At 58.3% G+C, this 13,166-nt stretch carries 9 protein-coding genes; 4 read left to right on the forward strand and 5 right to left on the reverse strand.

The features are described 5' to 3' along the window. Window positions 1–91 precede the first annotated feature (91 nt). Window positions 92–1,015 (reverse strand): carbon-nitrogen hydrolase family protein, encoded by a 924-nt coding sequence (locus PMI23_RS21820; RefSeq protein WP_007917408.1) that lies wholly within the window; start codon window positions 1,013–1,015, stop codon window positions 92–94. 84 nt (window positions 1,016–1,099) lie between these two features. On the opposite strand from PMI23_RS21820, the gene PMI23_RS21825 reads away from it, so the two are divergent. Beyond that, window positions 1,100–2,008 (forward strand): LysR family transcriptional regulator, encoded by a 909-nt coding sequence (locus PMI23_RS21825; RefSeq protein ID WP_007917410.1) that lies wholly within the window; start codon window positions 1,100–1,102, stop codon window positions 2,006–2,008. A 4-nt stretch (window positions 2,009–2,012) separates the two neighbouring features. Here the strand turns inward: PMI23_RS21825 and PMI23_RS21830 are convergent, their stop codons facing one another. Continuing rightward, window positions 2,013–2,267: a hypothetical protein gene (locus PMI23_RS21830; RefSeq protein WP_007917411.1), complete on the reverse strand. Its 255-nt coding sequence runs from the start codon at window positions 2,265–2,267 to the stop codon at window positions 2,013–2,015. Window positions 2,268–2,421: 154 nt separating this feature from the next. Here PMI23_RS21830 and PMI23_RS21835 point away from each other — a divergent pair, with 154 nt between their 5' ends. After that, entirely contained in the window at window positions 2,422–2,739 is a 318-nt protein-coding gene (locus PMI23_RS21835; RefSeq protein WP_007917413.1) for a DUF883 family protein, read from the forward strand. Between the two features lie 179 nt (window positions 2,740–2,918). Here PMI23_RS21835 and PMI23_RS21840 read toward each other — a convergent pair whose 3' ends face one another. Next, window positions 2,919–3,959, reverse strand: a complete 1,041-nt coding sequence (locus PMI23_RS21840) for an Ldh family oxidoreductase (RefSeq protein WP_007917422.1) — start codon at window positions 3,957–3,959, stop codon at window positions 2,919–2,921. A gap of 228 nt (window positions 3,960–4,187) precedes the next feature. Here PMI23_RS21840 and PMI23_RS21845 point away from each other — a divergent pair, with 228 nt between their 5' ends. Then, window positions 4,188–9,062, forward strand: a complete 4,875-nt coding sequence (locus PMI23_RS21845) for a dermonecrotic toxin domain-containing protein (RefSeq protein ID WP_007917424.1) — start codon at window positions 4,188–4,190, stop codon at window positions 9,060–9,062. 65 nt (window positions 9,063–9,127) lie between these two features. Here PMI23_RS21845 and PMI23_RS21850 read toward each other — a convergent pair whose 3' ends face one another. Further along, window positions 9,128–9,397, reverse strand: a complete 270-nt coding sequence (locus PMI23_RS21850; RefSeq protein ID WP_042705002.1) for a PepSY domain-containing protein — start codon at window positions 9,395–9,397, stop codon at window positions 9,128–9,130. A gap of 152 nt (window positions 9,398–9,549) precedes the next feature. Between PMI23_RS21850 and PMI23_RS21855 the strand changes: the two genes are divergently transcribed. After that, complete coding sequence (locus PMI23_RS21855; protein WP_007917427.1) at window positions 9,550–10,551, forward strand: FecR family protein; 1,002 nt, start codon at window positions 9,550–9,552, stop codon at window positions 10,549–10,551. A 56-nt stretch (window positions 10,552–10,607) separates the two neighbouring features. Here the strand turns inward: PMI23_RS21855 and pvdQ are convergent, their stop codons facing one another. Beyond that, window positions 10,608–12,953: a bifunctional acylase PvdQ gene (pvdQ, locus tag PMI23_RS21860; RefSeq protein ID WP_007917429.1), complete on the reverse strand. Its 2,346-nt coding sequence runs from the start codon at window positions 12,951–12,953 to the stop codon at window positions 10,608–10,610. Window positions 12,954–13,166 lie beyond the last annotated feature (213 nt).

A 13,166-nucleotide genomic window follows, 5' to 3' on the forward strand; every position in this document is an offset into this window, starting at 1 on the left:
GCGATCTTTTGCTTTTGTTTTTTAAGATCAAGATCAAGATCAAAAGATCGCAGCCTTCGGCAGCTCCTACAGGGGTTACCAAGGCAGTGGGTTATGTGTTGAAGCGCACCCCGGGTTTGGCGCGTTCATCTACTGACAGCTCAAACACATCCGGCCGCGCATAGTGGCCGACCACATCGTAGTCATAGCGCGCACGCACCAGTTCATCGGTGTCGATTTCAGCCGTGAGCAAGCCCGCCTCCCCGCGCAATGGCCCCGCCAGCACGTCGCCCATCGGCCCGACAATCACGCTGCCGCCGGCAATCAAAGGTCGATCCGCCGGCCAGTTGGCAATCTCGACACCCAACGCCTGAGGCGATGCCTGCACCTGGCACGCACTGACCACAAAGCAGCGGCCTTCATGGGCGATGTGACGCATGCTGACCTGCCACATTTCACGCTCGTCCACGGTCGGTGCACACCACACTTCAATGCCTTTGGCGTACATCGCCGTGCGTAGCAGCGGCATCATGTTTTCCCAGCACACCACGGCGCCGAGCTTGCCCACCTGGGTGTCGAACACCGGCAACGTCGAGCCGTCGCCCTTACCCCAGATCAACCGTTCGGTGCCGGTTGGCATCAGTTTGCGGTGTTTGCCGACGAGGCCGTCCTGCGGGTCGAAATACAGCGCGGTGCAATACAGCGTGCTGCCAGAGCGTTCAATCACGCCGATCACCAGATTGGCCCCGGTGCGCGCCGACAGACCGGCCAGCGCTTGCGTCTCGGCCCCCGGCACATCGATCGCATTGGCAAAATAACGGGCGTAGGCTTCACGCCCCTCAGGCAGGCGATAACCCAATTGTGTGCCGAAACCCTCGCCTTTCGGATAACCGCCCAGCAGCGCTTCCGGCATCACTACCAACGCCGCGCCGGATTCGCTGATCGCGCCTTCCCAACTCAAAATCTGTTCCAGAGTGGCAGCTTTGCCGTCGGGCAATGCGCCGATTTGCAGCGCGGCAACAATCGATTTGGCCATTACGGGGACTCCTTCAGGTTCAGTGGTTGCCGATTCTGCGGCGCCACGCGATCATGAATAAAGCCCCAATTGCTGCTTAATGATATGAGCCAAATGAATATCGCCACGGTCGACCTCAATCTGCTGAAAGTCTTTGAAGCCTTGCATGAAGAATCCAGCGCCAGCCGCGCGGCGTTGCGTCTGGGCGTCACGCAATCGGCCGTCAGCGCGGCGTTGCGCCGGTTGCGTGAGGTTTACGGCGATCAATTGTTCGTGCGCACCGGGCGTGGGCTGGCCCCGACGCTCAAAGCCAATCAATTGAAACCGGTGGTCAGCGACGCGCTGAACAAATGCCGGCAGAGTCTGGCGATGGTCGACCCGGCGGCCAATCAATACGAGGGTCGCTCGGTTACCGTAGGGCTGTCGGATGACTTCGAGATCGCCTACGGTCGCCGCCTGATCGAAGAAATCGCCCGCATCGCACCGAAGCTGCGGGTGATCTTTCGACAGACTCATAGTCAGATCGTCGCCCGCGCGCTGATGGAACGCAGCATCGATCTGGCGATTACTGCCGGTGGCTTTGCCGAGCGCTTGCTCAGCCGTCAGGTGTTGGGCGAAGGTGGATATGCCTGTCTGGTCGATCCGGCGAGCCTTGCGCCTGGTCAGCAACAGATTGATCTTGAGGCGTTCGTTGCCCGCGAGCACATTCTGGTGTCGTCCGGCGGGTTTATCGGGATTACCGATGAGGGGTTGGCGGCGCTGGGGCTGAGCCGGCGAGTGTGCGCCTCGACCACACATTTCGCCGCGCTGCCGTATCTGCTCAAGGGCAGCCGGGCGGTGGCGACGATTCCGACGCATGCCGCCGAGAGCATCGCCGCACTCAGCGGTCTGGCGCTGCTGCCCTGCCCGCTGAAGTTGCCGCGTTATCCGATCGAACTGGGCTGGCGCACCAGCACGCAGATCGATCCGGTGGTGGTCAAAGTGCGTGAAGCGATTGCCACGACGTTCAGTTGAAGCGTTACTTGTTGGCGGCCATCAGGCGATTGACTTCACTGCGTACCATGTTGGCGAACTCCGGCGGCGACATGCCGTCCAGTTCCGCGCGGACCCACTCGGCCCATTTGCCTTTGCGCTTGCCGCGCTCGCCGAACAAACGCGCGGCTTCGCCTTTGGCTTTGCCCAGATTGTTCTGCCAGAGTTCGAACAGACGGGATTTCTCGTCTTCCAGCGCAGCGCGCTCTGCAAGGGATTTGTCGGCCAGATTGAAACTCATGGGGAATTATCCTGCTGCGTAAAATGGCGACATCTTACACGCTCGACGGAAATCTCCCGCGCAGGTTTTTATTTCTGACCTAAATTCAGTGCAACTTTTCAGCAAGCGCCACACTCCATTGATCACTGTCCATTCAACTGCAAGGAGTCACCCAATGGCCCGCAAATCCGCCGTGCAAGCCGCCGAAGACCAAATCAAGGATCAGGCCTTCAGCGAACTTCAGGCTCTGATTCAAGAGTCCGACAAACTGCTCAAGAGCAGCGCCTCACTGGTCGGCGAAGAAGCGGAAACGCTGCGCGGACAAATCGCCCTGAAACTGCAACAGGCGCTGGATTCCGTGTCGAGCGTGCGTGATCGCACCAAACCAGCGGTCGATGCCACCGAAAGCTACATCGGCGGCCACCCGTGGCAGACCGTGGCGATCTCCGCCGGTTTCGGTTTGGTGGTCGGCTTGCTGCTCGGCCGTCGCTGAGTCAAACGCGCACGAAAAAGGCGAACCCACTGGGTTCGCCTTTTTTATGCCTGCCGGTTTTTTTCTGTTCAGATCCTGAATTCAGCTCGGTATTCCACGTCGGCGTACCTCGCCCATTCACCTCGTTCAGTCCCCTCTCCCCCCGGGGAGGGCTAGGGTGAGGGGCCTTGGCTCTTTGCTCACACCCCCGCCAGTTCGCGCAACTGCGCCAGCGTCTGCGCGTCCAGCACAATGCCCTCAGCCAACGACTTACTGCGTTGCCAATGCCGACGATCCCCCGGCAAACGCTTGAGCCCGACACTGTGCATCTGGCGCACCAGTTCGCCACTGCGTTCGGCAAAACCCTGCCCGGCGGCTTTGCTCGGGTCGATGACAATCAGCAACTGCCCGGTCCACGGCGTTTTCGCCCCGGGATGATTGGACCAGTCGAACTCGAAGGAAAAATTACCCCCGGTCAACGCTGCGGCCAGCAACTCGACCATCATCGACAGCGCCGAACCCTTATGACCACCGAACGGCAACAACGCCCCGCCCTCAAGAATCGCCTTGGGATCCTGAGTCGGCTGACCGAGGCTGTCCACGCCCATTCCGGCCGGCAGCCGCTCACCTTTGCGCGCAGCGATCTGCACGTCGCCATGGGCGATCGCGCTGGTGGCCAGGTCGAAGACAATCGGCGCGGCGCCGGCCCGTGGCGCGGCGAACGCAATCGGGTTGGTGCCGAACAGTGGCCGGTCGGCGCCATGGGGCACCACGCAGGTCATGCTGTTGACCACACTGAGCGCCACCAGACCTTCATCGGCGAAAGGTTCGACATCCGGCCACAGTGCGGCGAAGTGGTGAGAGTTGCGAATCGCCAACACGGCAATCCCGGCGTTTCGCGCCTTCTCCACCAGCAGCGGCCGGGCGGCAGCCAGTGCCGGTTGGGCGAAACCGTTGCCGGCATCGACACGGACAAATCCCGAGGCGACATCTTCGACGTGCGGCACCGCGTGCCCGTTGACCCAGCCGCTGGCCAACGTCGAGACATAACCGGGAATGCGAAACACGCCATGGCTGTGAGCGCCGTCGCGCTCGGCCCCGGCGCAGTTGGCGGCCAGCACTTGCGCGACGTCGGCGGAGGTGCCGTGGCGCAGGAAAATCGTTTCAAGCAGTTGCGTCAGCGCTTCGAGAGAAAACGAGGACGCGACAGCAGAGGACACATGATCGTGTGGCGCAGACATCTGAAGCTCCAGAATGATTATTGGAGGGAACAACAGCGTACGGACGACTTGCTCGTCGATTAACCACGGCGGAGCTGTCGGCTGTCAACCCTTCGATCATTCGGGAGTGATTGACGCCCTTCCGCACATTTCAGCTCGGCGCGTGCGGTAACTATGTACCGCCTGCGCGCTGAACTGCGTACCTATTCTTGAGCCCCCGCCCAAGGCGCCTGCATTCAGAGCTCAATGATGTCTAGCCCCACTGCACCTTTATTGTTCCCCGACATTCTTAAATCCCCAGGCCTGCATGAGGGCTTCCGTCTGGCCCACGGTCTGAACAGCAAAGATTTCTCTTGGCTCGCTCATGTGCAACTGGCAACCCATGCGCTGCGCAGCGAACAAACCCCGCCGATGCTGGCCGAACGCATTCTGTTAAACGCCGACAAGCAATTGGCTGTGCCGCTGGCCGGCAGTTTTATTCTCAGCGCCGGGCCGGATGACAAGGGCGTGTTTCTCTATACCCCCTACGATGGCCTGAAAAAATACAGCGATCACAAGGTGCTGACCGAAGCCTTGCAAGCGCGCCTCGACAACGCTGACGAAAAGGATGATCTGCTTGCCTTTCTCACCGTGTCGCTGCGCAAGGAATTGGTGGAGAAACGCAGCTTTACCCTGACCCGTGAAACGATCGAAGGCGATGTATTTGACGATCAACAAGCCGCGATCAGCCAATCTCAGGAAACCTGCGGGCGCGACCAGCTGGATGAACTCAAACGCCTGCCTTCGCTGACCACCCTGCTGGAAAAGATTCTCGATGAACTGCTCGAACCTCACTTTGCCGGTTTGCAGCAGTCGCGCACCCGGGTCAGTTTTTTCGCCGACACCGCCCCACTCTCCGGGGATGTCAGGCAATGGGTCGATTCGCTATCGCTGAGTGAAGCGCTACTGCTGTACTTCCGCCGTCATGGCTGGCCGCGTGGTCAGACAGCTGAATTTTCCCATCCCGCCCGCGCAACCCGGCCTGCTGACCAGATCGCGTGGGCAGAAGCGATCAAATCCGCGGCGGGAAAACTGACCATGCTGTTGTTTCGGCAACTCGAGGCCTACTGGAATGCCGCCTCATTCGAGGGCTCGCCCAGACGCGCATTCTTCAGCCAGACACTGCAGGATCAGGTGCGTGCGGATTTGATGATCAAGCGCGAAACGGAAATCCTCTCTGCCGCTGAGTTCGACGCATTGCACTGCTTGATTCGGGAACCGAATGTCGCTCTCCAGCGACCCACCTTCGAAACCGTGTGCTTGCGCGAGGAGAGCACCTATGTCGAGTTGGCCGGCTCGCTGATGATCAACCATGACAAGGCCTATCTCTACACCCCCACGCAAGGCTTTCAGGTTCTCACCGACTACGCCGATCTGAAACAGACGTTGACCGCCAAACTCAATGCCGCCGGACATGAGGACGAGCTGTACGGCCTCATGAGTATGGAGGAGCGCAATCGCTATCTTGGTTTCACCAACGCCCAGGTGTCCGGTGAAAACATCGGCGGCGAGATCATTGCGACGCTGTTTGAGGCAATCCTCACCAAACAGCGCCAGAACGTTGAATACGTCTTGCAACTCTTTCGCCAAAGCGAGCGCACGACTGACATCCATGCGCTTTTCGACAAGGCGCTGGATGTTCGCGCACTGATTCACGAGCGTCTGCTCAAGCTTGACGTCAACGAACGCTGGAGCACCCGCCCGCTGTTTTCCAGCGCACCACCCTCCTCACTCGTGCAGGCCGACAAGGCTGGGCAATTGGCGACAAAGCTGGAACGCACCCTGGATAATCTCACCAGCCACTTTAAAAATCAGCCGACCACGAGCAGCACTGAACAACGCGCCTTTCTCGAAGATATTCGATGGAAACTGGCGCAGGCTTTCGAGGACGGCGTGCGTGGAGAGGCACAGATGAGAAACCTCAGCGGGTCCTGGCTGACGGCCGAGCGAACACTAGTCGAAACCGTGTTCAACGCAAAACACGCAACACGCATGGATCGCCAGTCCCTCAATGGCTTCCGGCCGGATGCATGGTCGCTCACCCTCACCCGCACGGGCCAAAGTGAAGTGATGTCGCTCGCCCACTGCGTACTCCTGACCGAACGCGGAGGCATGGATGTCAAGCATTCCGGGCGGGCCATCCTGTGGACCCCAGCCATGGGCCTGGAATCGTTCGACGACATCGCCATTGCGCAAAAGCAAATGCAACGACGGCTCGACGACAACAACCAGAATCAGACGCTGCTGGAAAACCTGCCACCGAAGCAACGCCAACTCGATCAGCCATACACTCTGGGTACCTTCCAGCTGATTGAAGGCGATGTGTTGAACGATCGCATGCAGTCGGCCATTGAACATTTCCTCGACCATTGCGAGCTATTACGCGTTTGCATCAAGGACAAGGACACACTCGCTAACTTCCTGAGTCAGATGAAAAACACCGTCATCGATAGCAACTTGCGCCGGGCCATTGAACTCGCGCGGGCCATCGTCCGTCGGCTCGACTATCCAGACTGGTTACGCATGGCCCCGGTCACCGAACAACACACGCAACTCGCCCTGCTGGATGAACTGCGGCGCAGCTTTATCGATGGCAAGGATTTTCTCGAGGGCGTCCCTGCCTTAGCTACCTATGTCGAGCAGACGCTGAAGACCCTGCTCGACGCCAGATTCCCGAACAATGGACTCAAACCCCAGGAGATCCAGATCACACCGAATCTGACGCTGGCCGGCCCTGCGTGCAATCTTCTCGATTTTGCCTTGCATCACTACAACATCGTGCAGGGCACCGGGTTCAAGGTTGCCTCGAACACAGCCACCGCGTTACCGAAGCACCTCAATCAGACTGCCGTGCAGCAACTGCTGCAATCCCTCGATATCACCACCACCTACACGCAGAAAGTGACGCAAGCGCTGTCAGCTGACAGTGCCTCGGCACGCACCAGCAAAGCGCGCTTTTTACGTCAATTGCCCTGGCAGTTGATGCAGCACGCGCACTCGCTGAAGTTGCAGCAACAGCTGTCAGAAAGCGGCTACGACTACATTTGCCAGGTTCTGGACATGCCGGACGGGGTGGCGCGTGCCACAGTCAAGGACGCCCACGCCATTGTCTGCCCGCTGTTATTGAACAAAACCACGGGCGCCGCTTTTGTCGAGGCCCTCGGACTTTATGTGATCGGGCCGGGTGCAGGACAAACAGGTCCACGGGTGCTCTACGCGCCTTACTCCAAATACGTTTTTCGCGAATTCGATAATGAAGCGCAGTTGATTGATGCGTTGAATACACCGGGGCACTTCCAGGATCTGATCATTCGACGTTTGCCCTCAGCGCAACAGGCAGGCTTCAGGAATCTATTGAAAACAACGATCGGCAAACCGACTGAAATCAAGCTGCAAAGCACTGCCGTTAACGGCAATCTACTGGAGCGATTGCACAAGGACACGCTCAGCCTGTTGCCGCAGTTGCTCAGTTGCCAGCCGCAGATCAATGCGCAATCCGACTGGGAAGCGGCGAAGTTTCTATTCAGCCACGGTGTCCGTCTGGTCCCCCATCTGTTGCCGGGGAAACTCGCTTCTTTGTTTTTTCTCTGGAAGAGTTACAAGGACTTCAAAGAGTCTGCCGAAGACCTGCAGGAGCACCATTGGGCGAACGCCCTGAAAAGCTTCATTGCAGGAGCGATCTCCCTGTTCAGTCTGGGTCGTTTATCCTGGGAAACAGAGGTGGAAGAGGAAACAGCCGAATTTGCCACTGAAACGCAGGCGCCTGGATCGACGGCTGCCGCAAGCGGCGCGACGACAACGGTAAAAGCCGCCGCTCGCTGGGCAAAAGTCGCACCCGTTACGGCCTCTCGCATTAATCTGCAACGCTTTGAAACCACCACCGCTCTCGAGAAGCTGAAGCTTGAGGACAATAAACTTGTTTATAGGGATTCGTCGACGGCACAAAAATATGCGGCGATTGCCGGCAAGGTCTATCCGGTGATCCAGTCTGAAAAAACCTGGTATTTGCAGGTAAAGGACGGCGGGCAAGGGCCGGCGCTTGAACAGAAGAACTCGAGACTTGTAATTGCCGGCGCCGACAAGTCGGCTCGTCGTTGCCGGTCAAAACAACGCAACAGCGTGCAAACCGACATCGAGCGCAGCCGCTCAATAATGATGCACATCCAGGCCAAAGGGATGGCACAAATCAACCGCCGCTATCCCGCCAGAGCCTTCGTGATTCAGCAAGCTGTCGCTCGGGCGAGAGACTATGCGCTGAATTGCCTGCACAACTTCGTCATAAATCGCGACAACCTGGGTGGCACTCGAGTTGAAACATTACTCAAACACTTTTTCGAAGTTTCGCAAATCACACCCAGGCTACTCAGAAAAATCGAACAGGTGATCATTCCCCTTTGCCGTGAGTTAACTGATCCAAAAGATGACTTGCTCTATACGGAACGCTTTTTCGCGGGCCTGAATGCGCGGTATGGCGACGATACGGTTGCATTTGTTTTCAAGGAAGACAAACGAAAGGTCGTCCACTTCACCGAACTCTTTTTTAATCCGGGGCTGCATGCCTACACCGCTTTTCTGCCGCCCAGGTTCAATATTGACTCTCATGCTCGCGCGATCACGCTGATCCATGAACTTTCGCATTTAGTCTGCGACAGCGACGATTTCGAATCCGTAGAGGCGATGGGGCCATTTCCCCAACTTATCGATACATCAACCGCAAACGGGCTACTTCTCAAAGCTGATATTGATCGGCTGCGTAAGTCCTTTTCCCGTTCCACCCCATTTTCGCAGTTGTTCGCAGAGAAGAGTACGAAGGGTGTGTGGGTGGGTCTGGATCAGTTGCCGGAGCGCGCTAATGAGTACAAAAAAATTCTCAGTCTGACAAAAACCCAAAACCTCGCAGATGCACGTAAAGCCTTTCGCAGTGCGGTTTCTGATGAAGCACGCGTTGATGTGATGCTGGCCAACGCCGATTCGATCGCGTTGCTCATCAGCGAAATGGGCCGGGAACTGGACCCGCTTCCGGTCCCCATACCTTTACCGGCGCCAACTTCAAGTCAGACAGGATCCTCATCTGCTTCGCCTTGACGACTGGAACAAAAAAATACGCCGGCTAGAAGCCGGCGCATTTTCACACGTTGCATTCGGGTTGGTTAATCCTTCTGATCACGCAACACATTGCCCGACGCCCCGTCGATACGGAACTCGTAGACAACGCCATCAGCCTTGCGCCCCTCGCCTTTCCAGTAGCCGTTGTTGTCGGCCTCGATCTCATAGACCTCGACATAACCGGCCTTGGTCTTGACGATCTCAATGGCTTTTTCGATGGTGATCCAGCCAGCGCCCGGCCGATCGGCCAACGCTGCGCCAGCGCTGAGCAAACTGGCGGTGGCAATCAACGCTGCGATTGTCTTTTTGATCATTTTTTCACTCCATTTATGGATAGTGTTCATTAGCGTCCTGCTTTTTGGGTGCCGGAGCGAAAAATAAGTTCCACTTTGATGGGTAAATGCCATGACGAATGTTCTCGGCAACTTGCCGACAAGGTTAGAATGTGCGAAATCAGGACGAGTCAATGACCCAAGACACCCTCTCGGAAGCCGAATACGATGCGATCACCGATGCCGCCGCGCATTGGTGCATGCGTGTGCACGCCGCCGACTGCACAGACGGAGAGCGTCTCGCATTCAAGCAATGGCACGACGCACATCCACTGCATGCCTTCGAATATGAAGCCATGCTGGAAATCTGGGACGTGGCTGAACACTTGCCTCGCCCGGAATCGGCGTCATTCGTGCCAGCGCCTCGACCTTCGCGCGCATGGCGTCAATTCGCTGTTGCCGCCGGTGTCTGTGCACTCGCCCTGCCACTGGCCGCTTACACTGGCTGGAACCTGGGCTGGCTGCCCGACAGCTATGAACATTTCGCCGCCACCGATAATGTCCGGCAGGTCACGCTGAGTGATGGCAGCCAGATCGAACTGAACCTGAACACCGACCTGACCTTCAGCAATTACAAGGACGAACGCCGGGTCACCCTGAAAAAAGGTGAAGCGTTCTTTACGGTCAGTCACGACATGGCCCACCCGTTTGTCGTCCGCGCAGGCGAAGGCAAAATTCGAGTCACGGGAACACGGTTCAACGTCTGGATGTATCAGGATCAAGTGCGCGTGAACCTGATCGAAGGTTCGGTGCTGGTCACCAGCAGTCGTTCATTACCGGGCGATGGCTTGCGCCTTGGCCCGTCGATGCAGGCACGTTACAAACAAGGCGACTACATGCCACAGATCAGCCAGACCTACGCCAGCGACACGTCACTGGCGTGGCGCAATGGCAAACTGGTGCTGGATAACCTGGCGTTGAGCGAAGCACTGCCACTGATCAACCGTTATCTGAGCAATCCACTCGAACTGGCTGATAACAGCACCGGTTCGATTCGCGTGGGTGGCATCTACAACATCAAAGAGCTGAACAACCTCGCCAACAGCCTGCCCAAGGTGCTGCCGGTCTACCTGAGCCGTAACAAGGAAGGTAACCCGGTGATCAACTCAATACCGCAACAGCCACCAAAAAGCTGAAGGCCGCACCCCTTGCAGGATGCGGCCTTCAGGCTCGATGCAATGAACGCTTGTACTTATTGAGCGGCGACTTTCCCCGCCTTGTCCAACGTCGCGCGAACAGTCTGCACCTGATACTGCGGATCAGCCTGAATCTGCTGTTCGGTGAACGGCAGCACACTCCACTGCTTCTTCGAGAACGCCTCGGTCTGATCCCGCGAATACTTAGATGCCGGATCGCTGGACAGCGAGAACGCCAGTAGCCCTTGGGCGTGCGGGCCTTTGTCGTCAAAGGTCACGACTTGCAGGTAGCTGGTGCCACTGACCACTTCGAGTTTGCCGTCCTCACGAGGCACGCTCTGGATGGCGTTGTAGATCCCGAGAGCAGCCGGCCCGCCGTGAATCGGCGTCTGTTGCCCGCCACTGCTGACCACCTGGATATCACCCCAGCGGGTTTGCGGCGTGAGGCCCATTTTTGTACTCGATTCGACCGACGCCAACATGGCCGCACGCAACGCCTTGGCCACCGCTGGCTGCTCGACTGCCAGGCCACGCGGAGTGTGTTGCGCATCCTTGGGATCGAACGCCACGCGCCAGACATCCGGCGAAGCCTGCAATGCATGCATGATGTTCTGGAAGTGCACCAGGCCCACGCCCGAATCAAGATTGGCGCGGCCATCCCAGGCCTTGAGGCTGACGCAAACCGGTTTGAGAGCCTGAGCGTCGGCGCCGAGGTCAGCGGCACAGAACTTCAACAGATCCGGCACCACCTGCGTTGCCAGATACACCTGGTCGTCCATCACCATTTGCTGCAGATCCTTCACCGCCAACGGCCCTTTCTTGCTCAGTGTGCTCAAACGATCCAGAGCAAACCGGGCGCGCAAGCCCAGCGGCAGGCCATCCTGACTGATCAACGGCGAGAAACCGGTGAGCGGCTGCGCCGGGTTGGCCAGCCATGCCGAGTCATTGGAGTGCTGGACAAAGTCCTTGCGCAGCAGTTGCGGCAGTTGGCTGGAGGCATAAATGCCTTTCTGCGCCGCTTGCGGGTCGATGTCCCACGCGCAGGCACTGTTGGAGCCGTCCAGCACGATCATTTGTGTGCCGATACGCGGGTCGCTGCACTTGGCCAGTTTCTCGGCGTTGACGTTCGGCACCACCGACAGGTTCATGTACAGCGTCTGGCCTTTGTCATCGACGGCCAGGGTGTTGACCCACGGAATCCCCTGAATCTTGTGCACCGAATCCTGCAGTTCTTGCAGCGTCTTCGACTGATTCATCGTGTACCACTGGTTCAACACCCGATCATTGTCGAGGTTGGCGTCGCGCAGGCTATAAGCGAACTGATTGTCCCAGTCGAGCTTGCCCGGCCATTGCACAATCGGCCCGAATTGCGAGCTGTAGACATCACGCGAGACCGGAACCACTTGCCCGTCGGCCTGTTTCACCTGCACGGTGACGGTCTGCTTGTTCAACGGCAGGGATTTGCCATCGAGCAGATAGCGTGTGGAATCCTTCGGATCGAGTTGCAAACGATACAAGGTGAAGTGTTTCGACGAATCGACCGTGTGCGTCCAGGCCAGGTGCTGATTGAAGCCGATATTGATCATCGGCAGGCCCGGCAATGCTGCGCCCATGACGTCGAGTTTGCCGGGAATGGTCAGGTGCATCTGATAGAAGCGCATGCCGCCGACCCAAGGAAAGTGCGGGTTAGCCAGCAACATCCCGCGGCCATTGACCGAGCGTTCACTGCCCACTGCGACAGCGTTACTGCCACGGTCCAGGGCGAAGCGCCGCTGACGTGCGTCAGCCAACTGATAGGCCTGCACGTTTTGTTCGATTGCGGCGCTCGCATGCGGCGGTGTAGCACCGGCCAGGGCCTCGGCGAACTGGCCGACACCGCCCTCGACCAACAGACGGCGGGTCAGCTTCACCAGATCTTCCGGTGCAATCTCTCGCACCCACTCACCCTGACACTGTTGCGGCAAGCCTTGCGGACGGCGCTCGGCCAGATAACGGTTGTAGCCGGCGGCGTAGCCCTCTACCAGATCACGCACCTGCGCAGGTTGCGCCTGCCAGAAAGCCTTGACTGCTTCAGGCGTATTGAGCCAGGTAAAAAACACGTCGCTGACGCGGTTTTCGCGTTGCTCGACGGTGAACTGATCCGGACCGAAGTAACGGGAACGCTGGCCATTGACCGTCACGATCTCGTTGGCCAGCAGGCAAAGATTGTCCTGGGCATAGGCGTAGCCAATGCCAAAACCCAGCCCGCGCTCGTCTTGCGCGCGGATATGCGGCACGCCAAAAGCAGTGCGGCGAATATCGGCACTGACATCCGTGGCCGGGCTGAACGCATGGGCCGAACCACTCAAGCCAAAAACCACGCCGGCCAAGGTCAGTCCGGTTAACTGTCTGGAAATTATCACGCTCGCTCCTGATCGACATGCCAAAGAGCGGATCTGACGCTGACGCGGACCCGCCCTGGAAACACCCACGCGTCCACGCGCAATGAGCCTGTCGAAGAAACGAAGCCGAAGAAAAAAATTTAGGCTCGCCGCGTAATCCCCGAAAGCACAATCAAAAGCCCCTCACCCTAGCCCTCCCGAAACGTCGGACCGCCCAGAGGGAGAGGGAACTGA

The sequence above is a fragment of the Pseudomonas sp. GM24 genome, assembly GCF_000282235.1.
Classification (GTDB): domain Bacteria; phylum Pseudomonadota; class Gammaproteobacteria; order Pseudomonadales; family Pseudomonadaceae; genus Aquipseudomonas.

What these genes read in the sequence shown, in the direction of transcription:
- PMI23_RS21845 (WP_007917424.1), top strand. Translation starts at nt 4,188, where the DNA reads ATGTCTAGCCCCACTGCACCTTTATTGTTCCCCGACATTCTTAAATCC.
- PMI23_RS21850 (WP_042705002.1), bottom strand. Translation starts at nt 9,397, where the DNA reads ATGATCAAAAAGACAATCGCAGCGTTGATTGCCACCGCCAGTTTGCTC.
- PMI23_RS21840 (WP_007917422.1), bottom strand. Translation starts at nt 3,959, where the DNA reads ATGTCTGCGCCACACGATCATGTGTCCTCTGCTGTCGCGTCCTCGTTT.
- PMI23_RS21825 (WP_007917410.1), top strand. Translation starts at nt 1,100, where the DNA reads ATGAGCCAAATGAATATCGCCACGGTCGACCTCAATCTGCTGAAAGTC.
- PMI23_RS21820 (WP_007917408.1), bottom strand. Translation starts at nt 1,015, where the DNA reads ATGGCCAAATCGATTGTTGCCGCGCTGCAAATCGGCGCATTGCCCGAC.
- PMI23_RS21855 (WP_007917427.1), top strand. Translation starts at nt 9,550, where the DNA reads ATGACCCAAGACACCCTCTCGGAAGCCGAATACGATGCGATCACCGAT.
- PMI23_RS21835 (WP_007917413.1), top strand. Translation starts at nt 2,422, where the DNA reads ATGGCCCGCAAATCCGCCGTGCAAGCCGCCGAAGACCAAATCAAGGAT.
- PMI23_RS21830 (WP_007917411.1), bottom strand. Translation starts at nt 2,267, where the DNA reads ATGAGTTTCAATCTGGCCGACAAATCCCTTGCAGAGCGCGCTGCGCTG.